Origin of the sequence: Paeniglutamicibacter sp. MACA_103 (genome assembly GCF_045798555.1) — a bacterium.
Taxonomy (GTDB): domain Bacteria; phylum Actinomycetota; class Actinomycetes; order Actinomycetales; family Micrococcaceae; genus Paeniglutamicibacter.
Map to the genome: position 1 here is coordinate 1 of NZ_JBIXLN010000054.1, position 23,817 is coordinate 23,817.

23 protein-coding genes are annotated in these 23,817 nt (G+C 66.2%); 13 read left to right on the forward strand and 10 right to left on the reverse strand.

Annotated elements, in window-relative coordinates; all coding sequences use genetic code 11:
• Window positions 1–145: 145 nt before the first annotated feature.
• Genes ACIPVK_RS19085 through ACIPVK_RS19095 form a run of 3 tightly spaced genes read right to left on the reverse strand, consistent with a single transcriptional unit; the run spans window position 146 to window position 1,748 of the window.
• Window positions 146–1,081, reverse strand: coding sequence for an NUDIX hydrolase (locus ACIPVK_RS19085; protein ID WP_407613560.1), 936 nt, complete (start codon window positions 1,079–1,081; stop codon window positions 146–148).
• Window positions 1,082–1,118: 37 nt separating this feature from the next.
• On the reverse strand, window positions 1,119–1,595 hold the full coding sequence (locus ACIPVK_RS19090) for a RidA family protein (RefSeq protein WP_407613561.1): 477 nt from the start codon (window positions 1,593–1,595) through the stop codon (window positions 1,119–1,121).
• Between the two features lie 21 nt (window positions 1,596–1,616).
• Window positions 1,617–1,748 carry a hypothetical protein gene (locus tag ACIPVK_RS19095; protein ID WP_407613582.1) on the reverse strand — a complete coding sequence of 44 codons (132 nt, stop codon included), beginning with the start codon at window positions 1,746–1,748 and terminating at the stop codon, window positions 1,617–1,619.
• A gap of 61 nt (window positions 1,749–1,809) precedes the next feature.
• Between ACIPVK_RS19095 and ACIPVK_RS19100 the strand changes: the two genes are divergently transcribed.
• The 5 genes from ACIPVK_RS19100 to ACIPVK_RS19120 all read left to right on the forward strand — a co-directional run bounded on the left by ACIPVK_RS19100 (window position 1,810) and on the right by ACIPVK_RS19120 (window position 9,357).
• On the forward strand, window positions 1,810–4,143 hold the full coding sequence (locus ACIPVK_RS19100) for a transglycosylase domain-containing protein (protein ID WP_407613562.1): 2,334 nt from the start codon (window positions 1,810–1,812) through the stop codon (window positions 4,141–4,143).
• Window positions 4,136–5,101: a metallophosphoesterase gene (locus ACIPVK_RS19105; protein ID WP_407613563.1), complete on the forward strand. Its 966-nt coding sequence runs from the start codon at window positions 4,136–4,138 to the stop codon at window positions 5,099–5,101. The genes ACIPVK_RS19100 and ACIPVK_RS19105 overlap by 8 nt, the downstream gene beginning before the upstream one ends.
• Window positions 5,102–5,190: 89 nt before the next feature.
• Window positions 5,191–7,023 carry an ABC transporter ATP-binding protein gene (locus tag ACIPVK_RS19110; protein ID WP_407613564.1) on the forward strand — a complete coding sequence of 611 codons (1,833 nt, stop codon included), beginning with the start codon at window positions 5,191–5,193 and terminating at the stop codon, window positions 7,021–7,023.
• Window positions 7,020–8,828: an ABC transporter ATP-binding protein gene (locus ACIPVK_RS19115; RefSeq protein ID WP_407613565.1), complete on the forward strand. Its 1,809-nt coding sequence runs from the start codon at window positions 7,020–7,022 to the stop codon at window positions 8,826–8,828. The genes ACIPVK_RS19110 and ACIPVK_RS19115 overlap by 4 nt, the downstream gene beginning before the upstream one ends.
• Before the next feature lie 70 nt (window positions 8,829–8,898).
• Window positions 8,899–9,357, forward strand: a complete 459-nt coding sequence (locus ACIPVK_RS19120) for a hypothetical protein (protein WP_407613566.1) — start codon at window positions 8,899–8,901, stop codon at window positions 9,355–9,357.
• Between the two features lie 64 nt (window positions 9,358–9,421).
• Here the strand turns inward: ACIPVK_RS19120 and ACIPVK_RS19125 are convergent, their stop codons facing one another.
• Together ACIPVK_RS19125 and purD are read right to left on the reverse strand one after the other, a co-directional pair.
• Window positions 9,422–10,327, reverse strand: a complete 906-nt coding sequence (locus ACIPVK_RS19125) for a phosphoribosylaminoimidazolesuccinocarboxamide synthase (protein WP_407613567.1) — start codon at window positions 10,325–10,327, stop codon at window positions 9,422–9,424.
• Complete coding sequence (gene purD, locus ACIPVK_RS19130) at window positions 10,328–11,614, reverse strand: phosphoribosylamine--glycine ligase (RefSeq protein ID WP_407613568.1); 1,287 nt, start codon at window positions 11,612–11,614, stop codon at window positions 10,328–10,330.
• Between the two features lie 149 nt (window positions 11,615–11,763).
• On the opposite strand from purD, the gene ACIPVK_RS19135 reads away from it, so the two are divergent.
• The 6 genes from ACIPVK_RS19135 to purM all read left to right on the forward strand — a co-directional run bounded on the left by ACIPVK_RS19135 (window position 11,764) and on the right by purM (window position 16,892).
• Window positions 11,764–12,384, forward strand: coding sequence for a class I SAM-dependent methyltransferase (locus tag ACIPVK_RS19135; protein WP_407613569.1), 621 nt, complete (start codon window positions 11,764–11,766; stop codon window positions 12,382–12,384).
• Between the two features lie 5 nt (window positions 12,385–12,389).
• Window positions 12,390–13,397 carry an asparaginase gene (locus ACIPVK_RS19140; RefSeq protein ID WP_407613570.1) on the forward strand — a complete coding sequence of 336 codons (1,008 nt, stop codon included), beginning with the start codon at window positions 12,390–12,392 and terminating at the stop codon, window positions 13,395–13,397.
• A 6-nt stretch (window positions 13,398–13,403) separates the two neighbouring features.
• Complete coding sequence (locus ACIPVK_RS19145) at window positions 13,404–13,778, forward strand: sterol carrier family protein (RefSeq protein ID WP_407613571.1); 375 nt, start codon at window positions 13,404–13,406, stop codon at window positions 13,776–13,778.
• Between the two features lie 13 nt (window positions 13,779–13,791).
• Window positions 13,792–14,118: a hypothetical protein gene (locus ACIPVK_RS19150; RefSeq protein WP_407613572.1), complete on the forward strand. Its 327-nt coding sequence runs from the start codon at window positions 13,792–13,794 to the stop codon at window positions 14,116–14,118.
• A 62-nt stretch (window positions 14,119–14,180) separates the two neighbouring features.
• Complete coding sequence (purF, locus tag ACIPVK_RS19155; RefSeq protein ID WP_407613573.1) at window positions 14,181–15,731, forward strand: amidophosphoribosyltransferase; 1,551 nt, start codon at window positions 14,181–14,183, stop codon at window positions 15,729–15,731.
• A gap of 18 nt (window positions 15,732–15,749) precedes the next feature.
• Window positions 15,750–16,892, forward strand: coding sequence for a phosphoribosylformylglycinamidine cyclo-ligase (gene purM / locus ACIPVK_RS19160; RefSeq protein WP_407613574.1), 1,143 nt, complete (start codon window positions 15,750–15,752; stop codon window positions 16,890–16,892).
• A 99-nt stretch (window positions 16,893–16,991) separates the two neighbouring features.
• Here purM and ACIPVK_RS19165 read toward each other — a convergent pair whose 3' ends face one another.
• Together ACIPVK_RS19165 and ACIPVK_RS19170 are read right to left on the reverse strand one after the other, a co-directional pair.
• Window positions 16,992–17,816, reverse strand: a complete 825-nt coding sequence (locus ACIPVK_RS19165) for a hypothetical protein (protein ID WP_407613575.1) — start codon at window positions 17,814–17,816, stop codon at window positions 16,992–16,994.
• On the reverse strand, window positions 17,816–18,160 hold the full coding sequence (locus ACIPVK_RS19170) for a hypothetical protein (RefSeq protein WP_407613576.1): 345 nt from the start codon (window positions 18,158–18,160) through the stop codon (window positions 17,816–17,818). Before ACIPVK_RS19170 ends, ACIPVK_RS19165 begins: the two co-directional genes overlap by 1 nt.
• Window positions 18,161–18,262: 102 nt before the next feature.
• Here ACIPVK_RS19170 and ACIPVK_RS19175 point away from each other — a divergent pair, with 102 nt between their 5' ends.
• Window positions 18,263–18,859 carry a sigma-70 family RNA polymerase sigma factor gene (locus ACIPVK_RS19175; protein WP_407613577.1) on the forward strand — a complete coding sequence of 199 codons (597 nt, stop codon included), beginning with the start codon at window positions 18,263–18,265 and terminating at the stop codon, window positions 18,857–18,859.
• Between the two features lie 47 nt (window positions 18,860–18,906).
• Here ACIPVK_RS19175 and ACIPVK_RS19180 read toward each other — a convergent pair whose 3' ends face one another.
• Both ACIPVK_RS19180 and ACIPVK_RS19185 read right to left on the reverse strand, forming a co-directional pair.
• Complete coding sequence (locus tag ACIPVK_RS19180; RefSeq protein WP_407613578.1) at window positions 18,907–19,830, reverse strand: Sir2 family NAD-dependent protein deacetylase; 924 nt, start codon at window positions 19,828–19,830, stop codon at window positions 18,907–18,909.
• Window positions 19,831–20,003: 173 nt separating this feature from the next.
• Window positions 20,004–20,231 (reverse strand): DUF3073 domain-containing protein, encoded by a 228-nt coding sequence (locus ACIPVK_RS19185; RefSeq protein ID WP_407613579.1) that lies wholly within the window; start codon window positions 20,229–20,231, stop codon window positions 20,004–20,006.
• 314 nt (window positions 20,232–20,545) lie between these two features.
• On the opposite strand from ACIPVK_RS19185, the gene ACIPVK_RS19190 reads away from it, so the two are divergent.
• A complete protein-coding gene (locus ACIPVK_RS19190; protein ID WP_407613580.1) occupies window positions 20,546–21,022 on the forward strand; it encodes a hypothetical protein in 477 nt (158 codons plus the stop codon).
• A gap of 85 nt (window positions 21,023–21,107) precedes the next feature.
• On the opposite strand, the gene clpB is transcribed toward ACIPVK_RS19190, so the two are convergent.
• The gene (clpB, locus tag ACIPVK_RS19195) at window positions 21,108–23,699 is read right to left on the reverse strand and encodes an ATP-dependent chaperone ClpB (protein WP_407613581.1); all 2,592 of its coding nucleotides are present in this window, start codon (window positions 23,697–23,699) and stop codon (window positions 21,108–21,110) included.
• Window positions 23,700–23,817 lie beyond the last annotated feature (118 nt).

The following is a 23,817-nucleotide window of genomic DNA, read 5'->3' on the forward strand; positions in this document are numbered from 1 at the left end:
CCCCCCCCCCCCGCCCCCCCCCCCCCCCCCCCCCCCCCCGGGGGGGGGGGGGCCCCCCCCCCCCCCCCCCCCCCCCCCCCCCACACCCGTTTTAAGCGCCGGTGCGCGGTCCCTGGGCCGCAGTCATGCCGGGACGGGACGACGTCTAGCGGCCTCGGCCCAGCCCGCCGCCCTCGGCTGCGGTCGTCGTGGTGACGTCCAGGAAGCACTTTCCGCCGACCTGGACGAGCTCGGGGTGGTAGCTCTTCAATTCCCGCCGCACCGAGAGGTAGGCGACGGTCCCGCGGGCGGAGGCGATCTTCTCCAGGATGACCTCCACGGCCGGTGTCGTGACCATGCTCAGCGGCAGGCCCTCGGTGTCCGGGGCCCCGGCCTCGTCGCCCAGCGCCGTGGTCTGGCGTTGTTCGATGACCTCGCCGGCCACCTTCCAGGCAGCCCAGATGCCCTTGCCGCGCAGGAGTGAGGGTTCCTGGCGCACCGGCAGGGCCGCGGCAAAGTAGCGGGTGTCGAAGCGGCGCAGTGCGAAGTTCGGGGATATCCAGTGCGAGAGCGGACGCAACAAATCGGTGCGCAGGCCCAGCCCGCGCTTCCTCAGCACGTCGGCCAGTGACTTGTCCTGGCCGGCGACGGCCTCGCGAACCGCCATCCAGTCTGCGCTGTCGCAGTTCTCGACCACCGACAATTCGTCGGTGCCGGCAAGCAGCACGCCCGTTTCCTCGAAAAGTTCCCGGATGGCGCAGACGATGTGTGCCCTGACCAGCCGCTGGTCAAGGATGCCCAGACGTTTTGACCACTCGGAAAGGCTGGGTCCGTACCAAGGTATTTCGTTTTCGTCGTCGTCTTCAAGGCTTCCGCCAGGGAATGCGACACTCCCGAGCGGTGAACCGCCGGGACGATATCCAAGGTAAGTTTCGACACCTTTCGGGGAGTCTCGGATCAGCACCACCGACGAGGCCCGGCGGGTCGCCCGCGGGGTGCGGCTTCCATAGGAAACCCAATTTTCCGCCGCGTCATATTGCGTCGGCGGAAGGTCAAAAAGCCGGCGCAGCAGCCCCGTGGACGGATTGCGTGGTTTCTCCACGGGATTCTCGTTCACGGGGCCACCGGTTTCGGAGTTGTTACGCAAACTCGACAATCAGTTCAACCTCGACGGGCGCGTCCAGCGGCAGTGCGGCAACGCCGACGGCGGAACGGGCATGCAGGCCCTTGTCGCCAAGCACTGCCCCGAGGAACTCGGAGGCACCGTTGATGACGGCGGGCTGGCCGGTGAAGGACGGATCGGAGGCCACGAAGCCCACGACCTTGACCACGCGGACGATGCGGTCCAGGTCGCCGATGACGCCCTTGATGGCGGCCAGCGCGTTCAGCGCACAGGCCTGGGCCTGGCCCGCGGCGGCCTCGGCGGTAACGGCAGCACCGACCTTGCCGGTGACTGTGAGTTCCCCGTTAATAAAAGGCAGCTGGCCCGAGGTGTAGACAAGGTTGCCGGTGATGGTGGCCGGCACGTAGGCAGCCACGGGAGCGGCGACGGCGGGAAGGTCATGGCCAAGCTCGGCCAGGCGTGCCTCAATGGCTGAAGAAGTCTCTTGTTGCATGGGTTTTACTCGTTTCTGTACTTAGGCCTTGGGGCGCTTGAGGTAAGCGACCGGTGCATTTCCATTGGGTCCGGGAACGACGGCAACAAGCTCCCAGCCGTCGTCTCCCCACTGGTCCAGGATCTGCTTCGTGGCGTGAATAATGAGTGGCAAAGTGGCGTACTCCCATTTGGTCATAACCGATACGTTAGCGCGTCCTTGTAAACTAGTGGGTATGGCAGCTAAAAAGTCCCCGTTTTTTGATACGGCTACCACCCTCGGCAAGATCGTTGCCTTCTTTGGGGTGAGCGCCTTGAGTGGCGTCCTTGCGGCAGGGCTCATGGTCCCTATTGCTTCCCTTGCCGGCAGCAGTGCGACCGCCGGCACCGAGATCTTCGACGCATTGCCGGCAAGCTTCAAGGGCGAGCCGATTGCGCAGCCGTCGAAGATCCTGGCCAAGGACGGTTCTACGATTGCGACGTTCTACTCGGAAAACCGTCAGCCGGTAAAGCTCAAGAACATCTCCAAGGTCATGCAGAAGGCGATCATCTCCATCGAGGACGAGCGCTTCTACGAGCACAACGGGGTCGACGTGCGCGGTATCGCCCGCGCGGCGGTGAACAACTTCACTTCCTCGTCCCAGCAGGGTGCCTCGACGCTGACCCAGCAGTATGTGAACAACCTGCTGGTGAACGCGGATGTCGTCAACGGCGTGGACCGCTCCGAAATGACGATCTCCGGTTCCAAGGACATCGCGGACAAGGCCCGCGAGGCCAAGCTGGCCATCTCCATCGAAAAGGAGATGAGCAAGGACGAGATCCTCGAGGGGTACCTGAACCTCGTGCTGTTCTCCGGACGCAACTACGGCATCCAGGCCGCCGCCCAGCGCTTCTATTCGGTGGACGCCAAGGACCTGAACCTGCAGCAGGCCGCGATGCTCGCCGGCATGGTCCAGCTGCCCAACGCCTACAACCCGGAGAAGTACCCGGAACGTAGCCTCAAGCGTCGCAACACCGTGCTGGCTGCCATGCTCCGCACAGGTGCCATCGACAAGAAGGCCTACGACAAGGCCGTGAAGTCCCCGCTGGGTGTCAAGCCCCACGAGGTCAAGTCCGGCTGCATCGCCGCCGATTCGGCCGCCTACTTCTGTGACTACGTCACCAAGTTGATCACCACGGACGAGGCGTACGGCAAGACCAAGAAGGACCGCGAGAACCTGTTGTACCGCGGCGGCCTGACGATCAAGACCACGCTGGATCCGCGCCTGCAGAAGGAAGCGGAAAAGCAGTCGAAGGCCATGATCCCCGCCGACGACAAGTCGAACATCGGTGCCGCCATCGTGACCGTTGAACCGGGTACCGGCAACATCTTGGCCATGGGCCAGAACAAGACCTACTCCCCTGCCAAGGGCAAGGAATTCACGGAGTACAACTTCGCCGTGGAATCGGCGCTCGGCGGGGCCGGCGGCTTCCAGGGCGGCTCCACCATGAAGCCGTACACCACCATGGCGTGGCTCGAGGCCGGCCGCAACATGTGGGACCGGGTCAGCGCACCCAACAAGAAGAACTATCCCGCTTCCTTCCGCTGGAAGGCTTCCTGCCTCCCACGCGGATACACCACTGCCGACGACGGAAAGGGCAATGGCTGGTCGCCGGCCAACGCCGTGACGGGCTACCCGTCCACGATGACCGTGGACTACGGGCTGTTCAACTCCGTGAACTCGGCCACCGTGACCGAGGCCTCCAAGCTGGACCTGTGCGCCATTGCCGAGGGCACCGAGCGCCTGGGCCTGATCGACTACGACAACTACTTCGACCTGTCCACCGGCAAGAAGACCACCCGGGCGCAGCCGATTTCCCCGGTCAACCCGTCGTTCGTGATCGGTTCCGCACGCATCACCCCGCTGGCTCAGGCCACCGCGTTTGCGACGTGGGCCAACAACGGCGAGTTCTGCGAGAACCGGGCCCTGGTCTCGGTCACCGATGCCACCGGCACCGACTACAAGGTCAAGCCGGTCACCTGCGAGCAGGCGGTCAGCCCCCAGGTCGTCGCCGACATGAACGGCACCATGACGAAGATCGCCAAGCAGAAGGTGACCAAGGGCGCCATCGACTACCCGATCGCCGGCAAGACCGGTACCAACAACGATGCCAACTCGACCTGGTTCGTGGGCTACACCACCGGCATGGCCTCTGCAGCATGGGTCGGCCGCTGGGACGAGAACCGCAGCAAGTCCACCAGGGACGTCGAAATCGCCGGGATCAGCCGCCGTTGGGTCGACTCGGGAACCTGGGCTTCGCCGCTGTGGACCAACTACATGAAGAAGGTCGGGGACCTGTACCCGGCAGAGTCCTTCGGCAGGCCCAAGTCCGCTCCCAAGCCTCCGGCTCCGAAGAAGGCTGAAAAGGAAGAAGAGGACGATTCGAAGTCGGAGAGCTCCGAATCCTCGGAACCGAAGGAGACCGAAAAGCCGAAGGAAACGGAAGCCCCCAAGGCGACCGAGACCCCCAAGCCCAAGGGAAACAGCGGAGACACGCCGAATCCTCCCAAGAAGACCGAAGATGACTAGTTCCATCGCGACTTCATCATCGCTGGCCAAAGCGGTCTCACGCACTGTGCGTGGGGCCGCTTTGGCGGCTGGTGCGGCAACCGCCGGCGCCGGCATCGCCTTTGGCTACGGCCTGGGACAGACCACGCGCTTCGAGGTGCGTGAGGAATCCCTGGCGTTGCTGCCTCCGGGTTCCTCCCCGATCCGAATGCTCCACCTTTCGGACATCCACATGGTGCCGGGCCAGGAACTGAAGCGCCGCTGGCTGCACTCGCTGGCGGATCTGGAACCCGACCTGGTCATCAACACCGGCGACAACCTGGGCCACATGGACGGACTGGATGCCCTGCTTCGGGCGCTGGGCCCGCTCATGGCTTTCCCCGGCGCCTTCGTGCCCGGATCGAATTGCTACTTCGGGCCCAAGCCGAAGAACCCCTTCCGCTACCTGGGCAAGCGTTCGGATACGCCGCGCAACTCCCCCAAGTACCAATTGCCCTGGGAGGCCATGCACCGCGCCTTCGGGTCCGCGGGCTGGGTCAACCTGACCAACAGGAACCATTCCATGGTGGTGAAGGGGACGCGCCTGGATTTCACCGGCGTGGACGACCCGCACCTGGACCTGGACCGCTTTGCCGGCTGGCCGGCCGGTTCGGCCACCTCCGGCGCGGCCCCGCACCTCCGCATCGCGCTGGCCCATGCACCGTACCAGCGGGTCCTGGACAAGTTCACCGACGCGGGCACCGACCTGATCCTGGCCGGGCACACCCACGGCGGCCAGGTCTGTATCCCGGGCTACGGCGCCCTGGTGACCAATTGCGACCTGCCGACGTGGCGGGCCAGCGGGCTGACGCAGTGGGACTTCGCGGGCAAGAGCACGCCGCTGAACGTGTCCGCGGGCATCGGCACCTCGCGCTTCGCCCCGGTGCGGATTGCCTGCCCGCCGGAGGCCATCGTGCTCACCCTGACGGCAGGAAGCTAGCCCGCCGCATCTGATTGAAGAATCCCAACCCCACACTGTAGGGTATTCGCAGAGGCTAAACCATGCGCGCGGATCGAGGTCGGACACCGGTGGCAGTACAACAAGGACACGCACCCGCGGCGGGCACTCCCACCCTGGGCAGGACCCTGGCCCGGCTGATTCCCTACGTCAAGCCCATCCTGCCCCGGTTGTTCTTCGGGTTCCTGTGCGCGCTGGCCGCCGGCATTGTCGCCCTGACCATCCCGCAGGTCCTGGCCTGGCTGGTGAACAACGTGCTGCACCCCCAGGGCAGGAACTCCGAGGTCTGGCTGGCCGTCGGGCTGGTCGCGGCCCTCGGCGCCCTCGAGGCGCTGCTGGTGTTCCTGCGCCGGCAGTTCGTGATCACCCCCGCGGCCCGCCTGGAAACCCAATTGCGCGTGCGCCTCTACTGCCACCTGCAGCAGCTCCCGGTCTCGTTCCACGAACGCTGGGGCTCGGGCCAGCTGCTCTCACGGTCAATGTCGGACCTGAGCCTGCTGCGCCGCTGGCTCGCCTTCGGCGCGATGATGCTGGTGGTCTCCACCGTGACGGTCATCGCCGGCCTGACGCTGATGTTCAGCTCCAGCTGGGTGCTGGGCGCCATCTACCTGGCCGGGGCCATCCCCATCACCATCAAGGCCTTCCACTTCCGCACCAACTACCGTGCAGCCAGCCGCCTCAGCCAGGACCAGGCCGGAGACCTGGCCACCGCGGTGGAGGAATCGGTCCACGGCATCCGCGTCATCAAGGCCTTCGGCCGCGGCCGCCACATGTACGACGGCTTCAACTCGCGCGCCGAGCAATTGCGCGACACCGAGGTCTCCAAGGCCAAGACCCTGGCCGGCTTCATCCTATTCGTCGTCGCGATCCCCGAAACGACCCTGGGCCTGGGCCTGGTGGCCGGGCTCTGGCTCACCGCGGCCGGCGAGCTGAGCGTCGGCGCGCTCGTCGCCTACTTCGCCACCGCCACGGTGCTCGCAGGACCCGTGGAAAACATGGGCATGCTCATGGGCATGACGCTCACGACCAAGACCGCCCTGGACCGGCACTTCGAGGTCATGGACACGCAAAACACCATCACCTCCCCCGGCTCGCCGCGGACCCCCGCGGATCCGTGCGGCGACCTGGAGCTGCGCGACGTCGGCTTCCGCTTCCCCGACACCCCGGACGGCGCGACCCCCACGCTGCGCGGCATCAACCTGCACGTGCACCCCGGGGAAACCATGGCGCTGGTCGGGATGACCGGCACCGGCAAGTCCACGCTGCTCCAGCTCGTCCCCCGGCTCTACGAGGCCACCGAGGGCCAGGTGCTCATCGACGGCGTCGACGTGCGCGAACGCGACCTCCTCGACCTGCGCCGCGACGTCGCGGTCGCCTTCGAGGACACCATCTTGTTTTCCACCTCGATCCGCGAGAACGTGCTGCTCGGGGCCCCGGAGCTCGACGGCCCGGAACTGGACGCGTTGCTCGAGGAGGCCATCGACACCGCGCAGGCCGGGTTCGCCCGCACGCTGCCGCAGGGCCTGGACACCGTCATCGGCGAGGAGGGGCTCTCGCTCTCCGGCGGCCAGCGCCAACGCATCGCCCTGGCCCGGGCCATTGCCGCCAGGCCGCGCGTGCTGGTGCTCGATGACCCGCTCTCCGCCCTGGACGTGCGCACCGAGGAAGCCGTGACCGAGCGGCTGCGCCGCACGCTGGCCGGGACCACCACGCTGATCGTGGCCCACCGGCCCTCCACCGTGGCCCTGGCCGACCGCGTCGCGCTGCTGCGGGACGGGGCCATCGACGACGTGGGCACGCACTCGGAACTGCTGGGGCGCAACGAGCACTACCGCTACGTCATCGCCAGCCTCGAGGACGAGGAATCCGACATCATCGCCCTGGAAGGCGGTCCGCGAGCATGAGCCAGCACACCGGCGTGGCCAACGAGGACGCCATCACCCTGACCAAGGAGGAACGTGCCCGCGTGCGCGCCCGCTCCTGGAGGCTGCTGGCGACCCTGGCCCGGACGCAGAAGCGCATGCTGGGGCTCACCGTGGTGCTGGTCGTCATCTCCAACGCCGCCCGCGTCGCCTTCCCGCTGATCATCGCCTGGGCCATCGACTGGGGCCTGCCGCAGGTCGCCGCCGGAAACTGGGCTGCCCTGGGCATCACCGGTGGCGCCTACGTGCTCTCGGCGATCGCCGCGGGCACGCTGCTGGGCTGGTACATCCTGTGCACCGCGAAGATCTCCCAGGCCATGTTGCTGGACCTGCGCCTGCGCGTGTTCCGGCACACCCAGCGCCTGAGCCTGGAGTTCCACGAGAACTACACTTCCGGGCGCATCATTTCGCGGCAGACCTCGGACCTGGAGACGCTGCGCGAGCTGCTGGACCAGGGCATCTCCGAGCTGGTGTCGGCCGGCGTCTTCGTGGCGTTCACGCTGGTGTCCATCTTCGTGCTCGACTGGCGCTCCGGCCTGGTGGTCCTCATCGCCGCGGTGCCCATCTGGCTGCTCTTTGGCTGGTACCAGAAGCGCTCCGAGGTGGTCTACCGCGAGTCGCGCGTCGTCTCGGCCCGGGTCATCGGGTCCTTCGTGGAAACCATGACGGGGATCCGCGCGGTGAAGGCGTTCCGCAAGGAAACGGCCAACGATGCGGCCTACGCGCAGGTCGCCGGCGAATACCGGGACAACTCGATCCGCTCCATCAACCTCTTCGGGGTGCTCCAGCCCTCGCTGGTGCTCATCGGGAACCTCTCGGTGGCCGCGGTGCTGGCCTGGGGCGGGTTCCGCATCCTGGACGGCGAGCTGGGCGTCGGAGTGCTGGTGGCGCTGCTGCTGGCCACCAAGCGGGTGTTCCAGCCGGTGGAGAACATCGCCATGTTCTACCAGTCCCTGCAATCGGCGACCGCCGCGCTGGAAAAGGTCTCGGGCCTGCTCGAGGAGGAACCCACCGTGGTGGAGCCGGCCAAGCCGCGGCCGCTGGAACGGGTCGCCGGGGCCCTGGAATTCAAGGACGCGGTCTTCGGCTACGGAGACGGGCCGGTGGTCATGGACAGGTTCGACCTCGACATCCCCGCGGGGCAGACCGTTGCCGTGGTCGGGCAGACCGGCGCGGGCAAGTCCACGCTGGCGAAGCTGATCGCACGCTTCTACGACCTGCGCTCCGGCTCGCTGACCTTGGACGGGGTCCCGATCGCGGAAATCGCCAACAACGACCTGCGCCGGCACGTGGTCATGGTGACCCAGGAGGCCTTCCTCTTCTCCGGCACGGTGGCCGAGAACATCTCCCTGGGCAAGCCGGGGGCCAGCATCGAGGAGATCATCCTGGCCGCCCGCGCCGTCGGCGCCCACGAATTCATCACGGCGCTGCCCGAGGGCTACGACACCGACGTGAACAAGCGCGGCGGGCGCGTTTCCTCCGGCCAGCGCCAGCTCATCTCCTTCGCCCGCGCCTTCCTGGCGGACCCGGCGGTGCTGATCCTCGACGAGGCGACCAGCTCGTTGGACATCCCCTCCGAGCGGGCCGTGCAGCGCGGGCTGCAGACCCTGCTGGGAAACCGCACCGCGTTGATCATCGCGCACCGGCTTTCCACGGTGCAGATCGCGGACCGGGTGCTGGTGGTCCACGACGGCAAGATCGTCGAGGACGGCACCCCGGCCGAGCTCATCGGCTCCGCCGGCCGCTTCGCCGCACTGCACAAGGCCTGGAAGGACTCGCTGGTCTGACCCGCCCGCGGCGCAATCGCGCGGCTTTCGGGATACCCTTGCCGGCAACGACACGTCAAGAGGGGGAGAAATGGTGAGGAAGACCCGTGTCCAGGCCGCGGCGACGTTGCTGGGCCTGTCACTGGTGTTGGCCGGTAGCTCCGGCTACACCGGAATCGCGCAGCTGGAGCGTGCGGCGGGGCCGGACGACGCGTTGCCGCCGGGGATCGTGATGGCCGAGGACTTCGACGCCTCCAGCGTCCGCCTGCCGGCGGTCGGCGGCGGGGCGAGGTACTTCGCCGGAACCACGACCGACAAGTCCACGGCCTGCGTCCTGGTCCACAACGCCGGAAACGAGCCCGACTGGTTCGCCGGATGCGGCGGCGCGGGCGCCACCGGCGAGATCGTGGAGGCCTCGGGAACCAACCCCTCGCTCACGGTGGTCCTGGTCAGGGACGATGCCGACACCCGGGACCGCGAGGCCGACGGGTTCACCCGGCTGCACCACAACATCCTGGTTCGCGGCCAAGCGCACGCCGGCACGGATTAACGCAGCAGGGGCCGCGGATGACCATCGAAAATGGTGTTCCGCGCCCCCTGCCCGCCGATGGCGCCTAGGCGTTGAAGGCGAGTCCCGTCAGGCGCTCGTAGGCATCGATGTAGCGCGCACGGGTACGCTCCACGATCTCCGCCGGCAGCGCCGGGGGTTCGGCCCCGGAGTCCTTGTCCCAGCCGGAGGCCTCGGAGGTGAGCCAGTCGCGGACGAACTGCTTGTCGAAGGACGGCTGCGCCTGTCCCGGCGAGTAGGTCTCCGCGTCCCAGAAGCGCGAGGAGTCCGGGGTGAGCACCTCGTCGCCCAGGGTGATCTCGCCGTTGGCCGGATCGATGCCGAACTCGACCTTGGTGTCGGCCAGGATGATGCCGCGGGTGCGGGCGATCTCCTCGGCGCGCGTGTACAGGGCCAGGGTCGCGTCGCGCAGGTCCGCGGCCTGCTGGCCGCCGATGCGCGCGGCGGTCTCCTCGAAGGTGATGTTCTCGTCGTGCTCGCCGACCTCGGCCTTGGCCGAGGGGGTGAAGATCGCCGGCTCCAGCTTGGAACCGTCGACCATGCCCGCCTTCAGCGGCAGCGCGCACACCGTCTGGCGGTCCTTGTACTCCGCCAGGCCGGAGCCGGTGAGGTAGCCGCGGGCGATGCATTCGATGGGGAACATGTCCAGCTTCTTGCAGACCATGGCCCGCCCGGCGACGGCCTCGGGGACGTCGGTGGAGATGACGTGGTTGGGGATCTGCGCCAACTTCTCGAACCACCACAGGCTCAGCTGCGTGAGCACCTTGCCCTTGTCCGGGATCTCGGATTCCAGCACGAAGTCAAAGGCGCTGATGCGATCGCTTGCCACCACCAGCACGCGGTCGGTTTCCTCGAAGGTGGAACCGGCCGGGATGTAGAGGTCCCGGACCTTGCCCGAGTAGTGGTGAGTCCAACCCGGCAGGTCCAGGGTTTCGGTTTGCAGGCCTGACATTTAGTGTGTTCCTTCCGAGACGCTGATCTGGCCGTTGGCGGCCTTCAGCGCAATGTCCGTGCGGTGCTGGGCGCCGTCCCAGGAGATGGCGGCGACTCCGGCGTAGGCCTTCTCGCGGGCGGCGTGCAGGTCGGCACCCAGGCCAACGACTGCCAGCACGCGGCCGCCGTCGACGACGACCTCGCCCGATGCGTTGCGGGTGGTTCCGGCGTGCAGCACCGAGACGTCCTCGATGGCCTCGGCGGCCTCCAGCCCCTCGATGGCGGCACCCTTGACGGGGGCCTCCGGGTAGTTCTCCGCGGCCATGACCACGCCGACGGCGGTCTCGGGACGCCAGTGCAGCTGCTCGGCGTCGTCGAGTTCGCCCTTGGCGGCCGCCATGAGCAGCCCGCCCAGCGGGGTCTTCAGGCGTGCGAGCACGGCCTGGGTCTCGGGGTCGCCGAAGCGTGCGTTGAATTCGATGACGCGGATGCCGCGGGTGGTGATGGCCAGGCCGCAGTACAGCACCCCGGTGAAGGGGGTGCCGCGGGATTCCATGTCGCGCAGCGTCGGGTAGGCGACGCGTTCCATGACCTCGTCGACGAAGCCGGCAGGCAGCCACGGCAGCGGCGAGTAGGCGCCCATGCCGCCGGTGTTCGGTCCCTCGTCGCCGTCGAAGATGCGCTTGAAGTCCTGGGCCGGGGCCAGCGGGACGGCGTGGGTGCCGTCGCAGATGACAAAGAGGGACACCTCGGGGCCGTCGAGGAACTCCTCGATGACCACGGTGCCGCCCGCCTCGAAGCAGGTCTGCGCGTGGGCCAGGGCCTCGGCGCGGTCGGAGGTGACCACGACGCCCTTGCCCGCGGCAAGTCCGTCGTCCTTGACCACGTAGGGGGCGCCGAAGGCGTCGAGCGCCTCGGCCGCTTCATCGGTGTTGGTGGCCACCTTGGCCATGGCGGTGGGCACGCCGGCCTCGGCCATGACGGCCTTGGCGAAGGCCTTGGAGGCCTCCAGCTGGGCCGCCGCCTGGGTGGGACCGAAGACGGGGATGCCGGCAGCGATCAACGCGTCCGCCACACCTGCCGCCAGGGGTGCCTCGGGGCCAACCACAACCAGTTCCGAACCCAGTTCCCGGGCCAGGGCCACCACTGCTGCGGGGTCCTGGGCATCGATTTGGTGGGTGGTGACATCACGCGAAATCCCGGCATTGCCGGGTGCGCAATGCAGGTCGGTGACGTAGGGATCCGAAGCCAAAGCGCGGATCAGTGCATGTTCGCGGCCGCCGGGGCCAATAACCAGTACCTTCACGAGGCTTAAGCCTACCGGCTTCGGCCGCGCCGGCGCCCACCTGAGTCACGGGAGCGACGTATTCGCGGCAACCTGGCACGGCATCCACCCTCCGATGCAGGCGGCGGGGGTCGCCCGGGCGGCGGGGCGCTGCGCCTATGCTCGTGTACATGGAGAAGGAAACGTTGTGGCAGCTGCAGGCGCGCCAAGATCCGAAACAGGCCAGGAACTACATCGACCGCTTCGCGCAGCTGCGCGAATCCGGTGCCGACCTCGACGGCGAGGCAAGGTTCGTCGATGCCCTGCTCCCGCGCGCCGCACGAGTGCTCGATGCCGGCTGCGGCACCGGGAGGGTTGGCGGTGCACTGGCGGCGCGCGGCCACCAGGTTACCGGGGTCGACCTGGATGCGGAGTTGCTGGCCGCGGCCCGAGCCGACTTCCCCGGCTCGCGTTGGCTGCAGGGAAATCTGGCCTCGTTGGATCTGCGCGATGCCGCCGGTGCCCGCGAGATATTCGAAGTGGTAGTCTCCCCGGGAAACGTGCTGGCCTTCGTGGCCCCGGGTACCGCCGGCGAGGTGCTGAAGGCCCTGGCCGCGCACCTGGCACCGGCTGGCCGCCTGGTGGTGGGCTTCTCCCTGCTCAGGGACTACGCACTGGAGGACTTCGAGGCCGACGCGGCCGCTGCCGGGCTGGACATTGCCACCCGCTTTTCCACCTGGGACATGCGTCCCCTGGGGCCCGACTCGGACTTCGTCGTTGCGCTGCTGCAGCGGGCACAGAGCGTAAACTAGCCCACATGCCCGAAACCTTGATTGCCTCCGAAACCGTTGACCTTGTGGTGCTCGAGCGCAACGGTTTCGTTGAATCCCGCCACCGCGGCTCCGCGGTGGTCGTCGATGCCGCGGGCAAGGTGCTCACGGCGCTGGGAAACCCGGACACCCTGGTGTACCCGCGCTCGGCCCTCAAGCCGTTCCAGGCGCTTGCCTCCATGCAGTGCGGGGTCCCGTTGCGCGGCGCCCAGGTCGCGCTGGCCTGCGCCAGCCACGTGGGCAGCGCCGAACACACCGACGTCGTTGAATCCATGCTGGCCAAGGCCGGCCTGTCCGAGGCCGACCTGATGTGCCCCGATGCCTGGCCGGCACACGCCCAAACGCGCACCGAACGGGTGCGGGCGGGCCTGGAGGAATCCGCGCTGTCGTTCAACTGTTCGGGAAAGCACGCCGCGTTCCTGTGGGCCTGCACCGAAAACGGCTGGGACACCAAGACCTATCTCTCCCCCGACCACCCGCTGCAGCAACGGGTCATCGAGGTCGTCGAGGAATACGCGGGCGAAAAAATCACGCACCTGGGCGTGGACGGATGCGGCGCACCGGTCCCGGTGATCTCCCTTGCAGGCCTGGCCCGTGCGGCATCCAAGCTGGCCCAGGCCCCGGGCAACAAGCACGCCGATGCGCGGGCGGCAACCATTGCCACCGCGATGCTTGACTACCCGTGGGCGGTCCAGGGCCATGGCCTGCCCAACTCCGTGGTGATGGAGGACCTGGGCGTGATCGCCAAGCTCGGCGCCGAGGGCGTGCTCATCCTCGCCGCCCCCAACGGCACGGCGGTGGCCGTGAAGCTGCAGGACGGATCGGGCCGCGGCAGCGACCTGTTGGGACTGACCCTGCTGGCCAATGCCGGCGCAATTTCCACCGGCCAGCTCGCCGACGTGCTGGCCAAGCTGACCCGTCCGGTGCTCGGCGGCGGCGCCCCGGTGGGATCGGTGCGCCTGGCCACGCAGGTCCTGGACCTGTTGGATTCCTGATTCCCCGTGGCCATCAAGCGACGCATCGATCCGGCCGAGGGGGCCCGCGCCCTCTCCCGGTGGATCCAGGCCGACGAGGCGGAGGCCGCCGCACTGCCGCGCCCGCTCATTGCCATGGCGGTGCGCTACACCCTCGAGGAACTTGCAAGCCGCGCCGAGGGCAACTCGGTGGAGGTGCGCGTTCCCCCGTTCGGGGTGACCCAATGCATCCCGGGACCGCGGCACACCCGCGGCACTCCCCCGAACGTCATTGAGCTTCCTGCGCAGATCTGGCTGGCACTGGCCTCGGGCAAGATGGACTGGGACGCGGCCCTGGCCACCGGCAAGGTAACGGCCTCCGGGCTGCGCGCCGACCTGTCCGCCGAACTGCCCCTGGCTTAGTACCCTTGGGGGTATGGAATCGAGCCAGAACCCCAACAATCCCACCCCCTCCGAGAAGCCCGACGCAGAGGTCGAGGTGGAGGTCTATGCGGCCCCCAGGTTCTGGCCGTTCGTTGGCGTCGGGGCCCTGGTGGGCGTCGTCATTGCCTTTATTTCCGCGTTCACCGGGGAGGAATCGGCAAACTTCACGCGCGGCTCCGTGGCCGGGTTCCTCTCGGTCGGCTTTGCCTTCTTCGGCGTCCTGCTCGCCGGCATCGTATTCCTTGTTGTGGATCGAATCACACGCAAAAAGGCACGTCGCGCGCTTGCCGTGCCGATGGGTGACCCAGAACACCGGTAGAACCGCCGCTGTGGGGCACTTCACGCCACATCGGCCCCCCGGCTCGTGAGAGAATATTTGTTATGGCGCGTGGTGACGGAAACCTAAATCATGATCTTTTGCCCGACGAGAAGGGCCCGCAGGATGAATGCGGTGTCTTCGGTGTTTGGGCTCCCGGCGAAGAAGTGGCGAAACTGACCTATTACGGTCTATACGCCCTTCAGCATCGCGGGCAGGAATCGGCCGGACTGGCCACGAGTGACGGACAGCGGATCAATGTCTACAAGGACATGGGTCTGGTCTCCCAGGTGTTCGACGAGAACACCCTCAATTCCATGCCCGGGCACCTGGCCATCGGCCACTGCCGATACTCCACCACCGGTGCCAGCCACTGGGCCAACGCCCAGCCGACGCTCGGCCCCACCGCCGCGGGAACCGTGGCATTGGCCCACAACGGCAACCTGACCAACTCGGCCGAGCTGATGGAAATGGTCAACGACCTCCACGCGGAGTCCGAGGAAAAGGTCCGCGGCGAAATCGCCCAGGGCAACACCACCGACACCGCCCTGGTGACGGCCCTGCTCAACGGCACCGAGGGCGAGTCCCTCGAGGAGTCGGCCCTGCGCTTGCTGCCCAAGCTCAGCGGCGCCTTCTGCTTCGTCTTCATGGACGAGCACACCCTTTACGCGGCCCGCGACACCTATGGCGTGCGCCCGCTGGTCCTCGGCCGCCTCGAGCGCGGATGGGTCGTGGCCTCCGAACAGGCCGCCCTGGCCACCGTCGGTGCCAGCTTCATCCGCGAGATCGAGCCCGGCGAATTCATCGCCATCGACGAGGACGGCGTGCGCTCCCAGCGCTTCGGCGAGGCCACCCCCAAGGGCTGCGTCTTCGAGTACGTCTACCTGGCCCGTCCGGATGCCGCCATCAACGGCCGCTCCGTGTACGAGTCCCGCGTGGAAATGGGCCGCCAGCTGGCCCGCGAAAACTCCGCCGAGGCCGACATCGTCATCCCGGTCCCCGAGTCCGGCACCCCCGCGGCCATCGGCTACGCCGAGGAATCAGGCATCCCGTTCGCCCACGGCTTCGTGAAGAACGCCTATGTGGGACGCACCTTCATCCAGCCGTCCCAGACGCTGCGCCAGCTGGGCATCAAGCTCAAGCTCAACGCCCTGGTGCCGGTCATCAAGGGCAAGCGCGTCGTGGTCGTCGACGACTCCATCGTGCGCGGCAACACCCAGCGTGCCGTGGTGCGGATGCTCCGCGAGGCCGGCGCCGCCGAGGTCCACGTGAAGATCTCCTCCCCGCCGGTGAAGTGGCCCTGCTTCTACGGCATCGACTTCGCAACCCGTGCGGAGCTCGTTGCCAACGGAGCGGCCGTGGACGAGATCGGCAAGTCCATCGGCGCCGATTCCCTGGCCTACATTTCCGAGGACGGCATGATCGACGCCACCCTCCAGCCGCGCGAACGCCTGTGCACCGCATGCTTCACCGGGGACTACCCGATCGCTTTGCCGGGTTCGGACCGCATGGGCAAGAACCTGCTTGAACGAAGCAACCAGGCGGGATGTGAGCCGGGCCCGGATGCCGAATTCGAGTCGACCCTCACCGCCGCAGACAAAACACCGCGCAACTAAGTAAAGGACACATCAGAGATGACAAGCGCCACCCCTGAGAATTCCGGAATCACCTACGCTTCGGCCGGTGTCGATGTCGAGGCCGGTGACCGCGCCGTTGAGTTGATGAAGGGCGCCATCAAGGCCACCCACAACGCCAACGTCCTGGGCGGGGTGGGCGGCTTCGCAGGCCTCTACGACGCCTCGAAGTTCCTTTCCTACAAGAAGCCGTTGCTGGCCACCTCCACCGACGGCGTCGGCACCAAGGTCGCCATTGCGCAGGCCATGGACATCCACCACACCATCGGCCACGACCTGGTCGGCATGGTCGTCGACGACATCGTCGTGGTCGGCGCCGAGCCGCTGTTCATGACCGACTACATCGCTTGCGGCAAGGTCGTTCCCGAGCGCATCGCCGACATCGTCCGCGGCATCGCCGAGGGCTGCCAGATCGCCGGCACCGCACTGGTCGGCGGCGAAACCGCCGAGCACCCGGGCCTGCTGGGCGAGCACGAATACGACGTCGCCGGTGCCGCCACCGGCATCGTGGAGGCCGACGGCCTGCTCGGCCCGGAACGGGTCAAGGACGGGGACGTCATCATCGGCATGGCCGCCTCCGGCATCCACTCCAACGGCTACTCGCTGGTCCGCAGCGTCGTTGCGCACGCCGGATGGGCCCTTGACCGCCACGTGCCGGAGTTCGGCCGCACGCTGGGCGAGGAGCTGCTGGAACCGACCCGCATCTACACCATGGACTGCCTGGACCTGATCCGCGCCTTCAACGTCGACGGTGCCATTGACATCCACGGCTTCAGCCACGTCACCGGCGGAGGACTGGCAGCCAACCTGGCCCGCGTCCTCCCGCAGGGCCTCATGGCCACGGTGGAGCGCTCAAGCTGGGCACTTCCCCCGGTCTTCAAGGTCGTCGCCGAGCTCGGACAGGTGCCGCAGCCGGACCTGGAGCGCACGCTGAACCTGGGCGTGGGCATGGTTGCCATCGTTGACGCCTCGGTCGCCGACGCGGCCCTGGCCCGCCTGAACGCCCGCGGCATGACCTCGTGGGTCATGGGCAAGGTCGGGTCCGTCACCGACGAGGCAAAGGCCTCCGGACTGGACTACGTCCAGGGCGCCAAGGGCGTCGACGGCGGCGCGGTGCTGATGCGCGGCAACTTCGCCGGCTAAGCAACGGCTCCACATGCAGTGAGGGATCCAGACCTGTAGAGGTACGGATCCCTCACTCATTTAAGACATCGCTGTCTAGCGTTTCGAAGAACTTAGTCGCTAAACACCCGTTGATTCTGGCTCGTATTGTTCGAATTCGATGACTCGGAGGTCGCGTTCGGTCAATGAATCACCCGCCTTCTTCATCTTCCTTACAGCGTTGAGAAAAGCATGGGTTGGAGAAAGGGCCAAGACTTCCGTATCCCACATCACCAAACGCGCAATGAGGGAATCGGGACGAGTTTGCGGTTCCAGGATGGAATCGGCTTCGGCGTCTGCTGGAGTATCCGCAGACCTAATTTCCATTCCCATCCGCTCATAGTCACGTTCTCGAACCATGGTCTTGAACTGCTCAAGCGCTGCCAAGGTCCCGTCTGCCTCAAAAAGCCCTTCCACATTGATTTTGTACTTTACAAAAGGAAATCCTGGTTGTGTGGCGTCGGGCATGCGTTCAGTTATCGCCTCAAATTGCTCTTTTTCAAGTTCCCACGGGTTCGCCACTTGGGCTCCACCACGTTTGAACATTGTGAAGTCCGCAAAACGTGGGTCCTCTTTAAGTTCAACTCGCAGCACCGGATCTTCGGTAAACAGGTGAGTGACAACCATGTTCACCGATCGCCGCAAGGTGTCCTTTTCTTGCCGTGTTTCCCTGTAGTTTCTTGCGTGGAACGCCTCTACAACTTCAGCGATGAATCCGAGGGCAACAGCACCTGCTTTTACCCCCGAGCCTTTGCGCCACAGAACAACGGGATCGCCCGCCAGCGGTTCCATGGTCATTCGATTCGCTGGCAACCTATGCTGTGCTCGGTTACCTCGATGGACAAAGTCTTGGGAAATCTCTTCCACAGTGCCTTCATCTACTTGAATCATCCAATAGGTTGTCATTAGATGTACCTCGCCGTCGAGTCGTTGAAGCTGCGCTTCCAATCCCACTGATCCATAACGTACATCCCAAAGTCCTCTTCGGACAGGGTGAAGGTCGTATCTACACTCATCACGGCCATAGTTAGGATCCGGTCATAGTCATCGGTGTGGTCTTCCGGTTCTGGAAGAGAGATGTAGGCGCTGATCTTCCTGCCCCTTCGTAGGTCATGAACCCTGCGTTCCAGCTCCCGCAACAGGCGCGCTAGGTACCCTTCCAACGCCTCTTCAAAGACCTTTCGATGGTTGGCCCTATTCGTCTGTAAGGTTGCCACGAGTGCATCCTTGCTGACTGTCACAGTTCTCATGTTGCGCATCCTTGCCATTCATGGGGCCCTACCGATTAGTGCCCTCATAGGTTAAGGGCGTGAGCCGTCACCGATCCCCCACGATTCCTCAAAGTATCTCGTTTGACCCGCGAAACCGTGTGGCAGGATGGCTTCATGTACACAAATCCGGATCTGCCAAATGCATTGAGGGAACCTGAATTGCTGCGGGCCCTTCGTCGCACCGGGGAGACTGCGGCACGAAGGCAGACGCAGGATCGTGGAATTGTTGAAGATGCTGGCATACATGCCCTGAACGCGCTCTTCGAGGCGGTCCTTCGACCTGACGGTCCTACAGAGGGCGCGTGGAGAGCCTATATCAGGACTACAGCCACGCGGTTTGCTCAGGATCAAGACAAGCGATTGAAGGCGATCGGGCATGCAGGTCGTGCAGGATCGGCGCTCCGCGGCGGGGAGGGGAGGGGAGATAGCGCTTTCGATGAAGCGGGACTGCGCTGGCATGGTGTGGGAACCTTCACCAGCGATCTCGCGAACCGACTCGACGCCGAACATGAAATTCAAGTTCTTGAGATTCTGGATGAGCGCTCCAATCGTTTGTTGGTGGCGAAATATCTCGACGGCAAGTCCACGAAGCAAATCGCTTCAGAAGAAGGCATGACGCCCAAAGGGGTCGAGCGGGCTTTGTATCATGCCAAAAAGCGGCTTCAGCAAGAGCGGTAAACATGCGTTGCCGACCAAGTCGGCGAATACCATTTGAGGCGACTGCCTTACATGGGCCGGCGCACGGCCCCGTCGAGGGGAGCCTCCAAGACGGCAAGCGCCTCGGCGATGTTGCTGCGCCACCGGAAGTCGGCCTTGGCGTCGCCCCGGGTGGGGCCGCCGTTGATCAACCCGACCGGCTTGCCCGCGTTGCGCGCGTCCAGCAGCAGCTTGTAGCCGCTCATGACCGCCAGCGAGGAGCCGATCACCAGCAGCGAGGTGGATCTGGCTTCAAGTTCCTTGAGCCGCACCTTGCGCTCGGGCGGGACGTTCTCGCCGAAGTAGACCACGTTGGGTTTCAACGCCTGCGACCCGCACACCAGGCAGCCGACCATGTGGAACTCGGCCACGTGGGCCTCGTCCAGGGACACGTCGCCGTCCGGGTTCACCAGCGACGGGTCCAGGTCGATGCGCTCCAGGTACCCGGGGTTCGCCTCGTGCAGCCTCGCATCGAGGTTCTGCCGGTTTTCCAGGGCCCCGCAGTTCAGGCAGCTGATCTGTTCCAGGTCCCCGTGCAGGGCGATGACGTTCAGCGACCCGGCCGCCACGTGCAACCCGTCGACGTTTTGCGTGACGATGCCGCTGACCTTTCCCGTGGCCTCCCAGCGGGCGAGCCGGCGGTGGATGGGGTTGGGCGAGGCCTGGGCCATGTGCCGCCAGCCCACGAAGCTGCGGGCCCAGTACCGGTGCCGGGCGCTGGGCTCGTGTAGGAATTCCTGGTAGGTCATGGGCCGGTGGCGCAGCAACGAACCTTTGGGTCCCCGGTAGTCGGGGATTCCCGAATCCGTGGACACCCCGGCGCCCGTGAGCACCAGCACGGAGCCGGCCTCCAGCATCCGGCGGATGCCGGAGGCGGCAATGGCCGGATCCTGCAGCGGGGCATTTTCCCCGACCACGCGTTCAATCGAACGGATGGCGGCGCGGTGCGCCATTTGGATTCCGAGTCGTCCCTCGTGGAGCATCTGCGCCTACCTGGTTTCCGGGGGCATGGCAAAGGCCGCGGTCACCAACGCAGAATCTGCGTGGTGGCCGCGGCTGCCGATTTCACGTACTGGAAAAACCATAACCGCAGGTTTCCCGGCGGTCACTTCAGGGAGTCGGCGCATCAGCTGATGCGCCGTTGGTCGTCCTCGTCGTCATCGTCTGCGTACTTGTCTTCGTAATCCGAATAATCGGATTCGTAAGGTACGTCGACAGGGCTTGGTATCGAGGTGCTGTGACCACGATTCTTCCCAAGCTCGCGTTCCAAGGCGGACAAATCAGTGGCCGGGGAGAAATATTTCATGTCCCTGGCCTGTCGTGTCGCTTTTGCCTTCTGACGGCCGCGCCCCATGGCGTGACCCCCTTTTTTCAGTAGATCTGGAGGTGGTCCACCTGAATCAGATGGAGGCCCCAGAATATGTGACTAATTCTTTCGTATTTCAAGGTTAACATGATTCGGCGGCGAGTGCCTGCCCGGAACCACCGTTCCGCCGGTAGAGTATTATTTTGTCCACCAAGTCGACTGCCAACAGCCCGGGAGCTTGCTTGCCTGATTCGCCACTGCCAGAGCCGAAAGCCGCGCTTCCGGCTCTAAGTGCCAAGTCACAGACGCGTTCTTGGTGGCGCGCCCCGGCGCTTTGGGCACTCGTGGGCGCACTGGGAATCATGTTGATTGTCATCTATGGAGCCAACAGGTTCGGTGGCCGTGAAGCGGTCCCGGCACCGACCGCCGAGGTGACGAGAAATGCATCGCCCGGCCTCGACGGGATCATTGCATCCGAGGTCCCCGCCGACCAATTGCAGGCCGGCGATTGCCTTCAGGGATTCTCCGGCCCGCTAGAACCCTCAACGGTGGTGACCTGCGAGACCCCCCACAACGCCCAGTTGATCGGGACCTTCACGGTTGGCGGGGAAACCTTCCCCGGACCGGCGGGAATCCTTGCCCAGTCCGAGGAACTCTGCAAATCGATTCCGCTGGACCCCGAGGCTCCCCTGGACACCGGATGGTCCTATCATTTCTCCCGCCCTTCGGAATCAACCTGGAAGACCGGAGACAGGCTGGTTGCCTGCTTCCTGGCCTTGAACGAGGGAAGCGTGCGCCAGTCCATGCTCCCGCCCGAGTCTTCCGCGCTGAACACCTGAGCGGCCATGACCGCTTCGGACTCGGCCCTGCCGGTGCCCGAAGCGGTGGAGGCCGCTCCCGGCACCGGCAGGTTGAGGACGGCCTTTATCCGCGGCGCGAGGAAACGATGAGCCCGTCGGCGGACTCGTTGGCGCCAACCACGACGGTGTCGCCGTCCTGGATGGTGCCGGCCAGCAATTCGCGGGCCAGCCGGTCCCCGATCTCGCGCTGCACCAGCCGGCGCAGCGGCCGCGCACCGAAGGCCGGGTCGAACCCGGTGAAGGCCAGCCAGTCGCGGGCATCGTCGTCGACCTCGAGCTGCAGGCGGCGGGACGCCAAGCGCTCGCCCAGGGCGTCGACCTGCAGGGCGACGATCGACCCCAGTTCCTCCAGCGACAGCGCGTCGAACATGATCACGTCATCCAGCCGGTTCAGGAACTCCGGCTTGAACGAGGCGTTGACCAGGTTCATCACGGCCGCACGCTTGGTGTCTTCTTCCAGCGTCTGGTCAACCATGAACTGGGAACCCAGGTTCGAGGTCATGATCAGGATGACGTTGCGGAAATCGACCGTGCGTCCCTGCCCGTCGGTGAGGCGCCCGTCGTCCAGGACCTGAAGCAGGATGTCGAAGACCTCCGGGTGGGCCTTTTCCACCTCGTCGAGCAGCACCACCGAGTAGGGCCGCCGGCGCACGGCCTCGGTGAGCTGGCCGCCCTCCTCGTAGCCGATGTAGCCCGGAGGGGCGCCGACCAGCCGGGCCACGGTGTGCTTCTCCGCGTACTCGGACATGTCGATGCGCACCATGGCGCGCTCATCGTCAAAGAGGAAGTCGGCCAGGGCCTTGGCCAGCTCGGTCTTGCCCACGCCGGTGGGACCCAGGAACAGGAAGGATCCCGTCGGGCGGTCGGGATCCGAGATCCCGGCCCGGGCGCGGCGCACCGCGTCGGATACCGAGTCGACGGCCTTCCGCTGGCCGATCAGCCGGTTGCCCAGGAAATCCTCCATGTGCAGCAGCTTCTGGCTTTCGCCCTGGAGCATGCGTCCGGCCGGGATGCCGGTCCAGGCGGAGATGACCTCGGCGATGTCGTCGGCGGTGACCTCTTCGGCCACCATCAGCTCCTTGGTGCCGCCGGCGGCCTCGGCCTGGGCGGCGTCGGCCATCTCCTTTTCCAGCGCCGGGATCTCCCCGTAGAGCAGCCGCGAGGCGCTCTCCAGGTCGCCCTCGCGCTGCAGCTTCTCCGCACGCGAGCGCAGCTCGTCCAGGCGGACCTTGAGGTCGCCGACCCGGTTCAGGCCGGCCTTTTCCGATTCCCAGCGCGCGTTGAGGGCATCGAGCTCTTCCTTCTTGTCGGCCATGTCGGCGCGCAGCGTCTCGAGGCGTTCGCGGGAGCCGGGATCGGTTTCGCCCGAGAGCGCGAGCTCCTCCATGGTCAGGCGGTCCACCGAGCGGCGCAGCGCATCGATTTCCTCGGGGGCCGAGTCGATCTCCATGCGCAGCCGGCTGGCCGCCTCGTCGACCAGGTCGATGGCCTTGTCCGGAAGCTGGCGCCCGGCGATGTAGCGGTTGGACAGGCCGGCCGCGGCCACGAGCGCGGAGTCGGCAATGGTGACCTTGTGGTGGGCCTCATAGCGCTGCTTGAGCCCGCGCAGGATCGCAATGGTGTCATCGACGCTCGGCTCCCCCACGTAAACCTGCGCAAAGCGGCGTTCGAGGGCCGGGTCCTTCTCGATGTTCTGCCGGTACTCGTCCAGCGTGGTGGCGCCGATCAGGCGCAGCTCGCCGCGGGCCAGCATGGGCTTGAGCATGTTCCCCGCGTCCATGGCGCCCTCGGAGGCACCGGCTCCCACGACGGTGTGGATCTCGTCGATGAAGGTGACGATCTGCCCGTCGGAAGCCTTGATCTCCTCCAGCACGGCCTTGAGCCGCTCCTCGAACTCGCCGCGGTACTTCGCACCGGCGATCATGGCCCCCAGGTCGAGGGCGATCAGCGTCTTGCCGCGCAGGGATTCGGGGACGTCCCCGGCGACCATGCGCTGGGCAAGGCCCTCGACCACAGCGGTCTTGCCCACCCCGGGTTCGCCGATGAGCACCGGGTTGTTCTTGGTGCGGCGCGAGAGCACCTGGATGACGCGGCGGATCTCGGCGTCGCGCCCGATGACCGGGTCAAGCTTGCCCGAGCGGGCGATGGCGGTCATGTCGGTGCCGAACTTTTCCAGGGCCTGGAAGGTGTTTTCGGGGTCGGGGTTGTTGACCTTGCGGTCGCCGCGGATCGTGGGCAGCGCGGTGTCCAGCGCCTGGCGCGTGGCCCCGGAATCGCGCAGGGCCTTTCCGGCGGCGCCGGTGTCTTCGCTCAGCCCCAGCAGCAGGTGTTCGGTGGAGACGTACCCGTCTCCCAGGGCGGCCGCCGCCTGCTGCGCCGCGGTGATGGCCTGCAGGATGCCACGGGAGTACTGGGCCTGGGCCACGCTGTTCCCGGACGAGGCCGGCAGGGCCTTGATGGCGGCGCTGGCCTGGACCGAAACCTGGTCGGGGTCGATTCCGGTGGCCTTCAGCAATGCCACGGCCACCGATTCGCGTTGGTCAACAAGCGCCTTGAGCAGGTGTGCGGGTTCCACCTGCGGGTTTCCCGCCGTTGAGGCGTTCATTCCCGAGGCAGAAAGGGCTTCCTGGCTCTTGGTCGTCAATTTGGTGTCCACGCTCGTCCTTTCGTTGTTGGCTAACCACTCAAACTTGAGTCTACATCACTCAACTCTGTGCTCACTGAGGATATTCCCGGTGAAACGCCGAAGCGGGGGGGGCCCCCCCCGGGGGGGG

Bases quoted from the DNA above. Each gene is read 5' to 3' on its own strand.
- ACIPVK_RS19165 (WP_407613575.1), bottom strand. From the start codon at position 17,816: ATGACAACCTATTGGATGATTCAAGTAGATGAAGGCACTGTGGAAGAG.
- ACIPVK_RS19185 (WP_407613579.1), bottom strand. From the start codon at position 20,231: ATGGGGCGCGGCCGTCAGAAGGCAAAAGCGACACGACAGGCCAGGGAC.
- ACIPVK_RS19140 (WP_407613570.1), top strand. From the start codon at position 12,390: ATGCCCGAAACCTTGATTGCCTCCGAAACCGTTGACCTTGTGGTGCTC.
- ACIPVK_RS19125 (WP_407613567.1), bottom strand. From the start codon at position 10,327: ATGTCAGGCCTGCAAACCGAAACCCTGGACCTGCCGGGTTGGACTCAC.
- ACIPVK_RS19135 (WP_407613569.1), top strand. From the start codon at position 11,764: ATGGAGAAGGAAACGTTGTGGCAGCTGCAGGCGCGCCAAGATCCGAAA.
- ACIPVK_RS19090 (WP_407613561.1), bottom strand. From the start codon at position 1,595: ATGCAACAAGAGACTTCTTCAGCCATTGAGGCACGCCTGGCCGAGCTT.
- ACIPVK_RS19100 (WP_407613562.1), top strand. From the start codon at position 1,810: ATGGCAGCTAAAAAGTCCCCGTTTTTTGATACGGCTACCACCCTCGGC.
- ACIPVK_RS19190 (WP_407613580.1), top strand. From the start codon at position 20,546: ATGTTGATTGTCATCTATGGAGCCAACAGGTTCGGTGGCCGTGAAGCG.
- ACIPVK_RS19170 (WP_407613576.1), bottom strand. From the start codon at position 18,160: ATGAGAACTGTGACAGTCAGCAAGGATGCACTCGTGGCAACCTTACAG.
- ACIPVK_RS19120 (WP_407613566.1), top strand. From the start codon at position 8,899: ATGGTGAGGAAGACCCGTGTCCAGGCCGCGGCGACGTTGCTGGGCCTG.
- ACIPVK_RS19150 (WP_407613572.1), top strand. From the start codon at position 13,792: ATGGAATCGAGCCAGAACCCCAACAATCCCACCCCCTCCGAGAAGCCC.
- ACIPVK_RS19105 (WP_407613563.1), top strand. From the start codon at position 4,136: ATGACTAGTTCCATCGCGACTTCATCATCGCTGGCCAAAGCGGTCTCA.
- ACIPVK_RS19115 (WP_407613565.1), top strand. From the start codon at position 7,020: ATGAGCCAGCACACCGGCGTGGCCAACGAGGACGCCATCACCCTGACC.
- purF (WP_407613573.1), top strand. From the start codon at position 14,181: ATGGCGCGTGGTGACGGAAACCTAAATCATGATCTTTTGCCCGACGAG.
- ACIPVK_RS19180 (WP_407613578.1), bottom strand. From the start codon at position 19,830: ATGGCGCACCGCGCCGCCATCCGTTCGATTGAACGCGTGGTCGGGGAA.
- purM (WP_407613574.1), top strand. From the start codon at position 15,750: ATGACAAGCGCCACCCCTGAGAATTCCGGAATCACCTACGCTTCGGCC.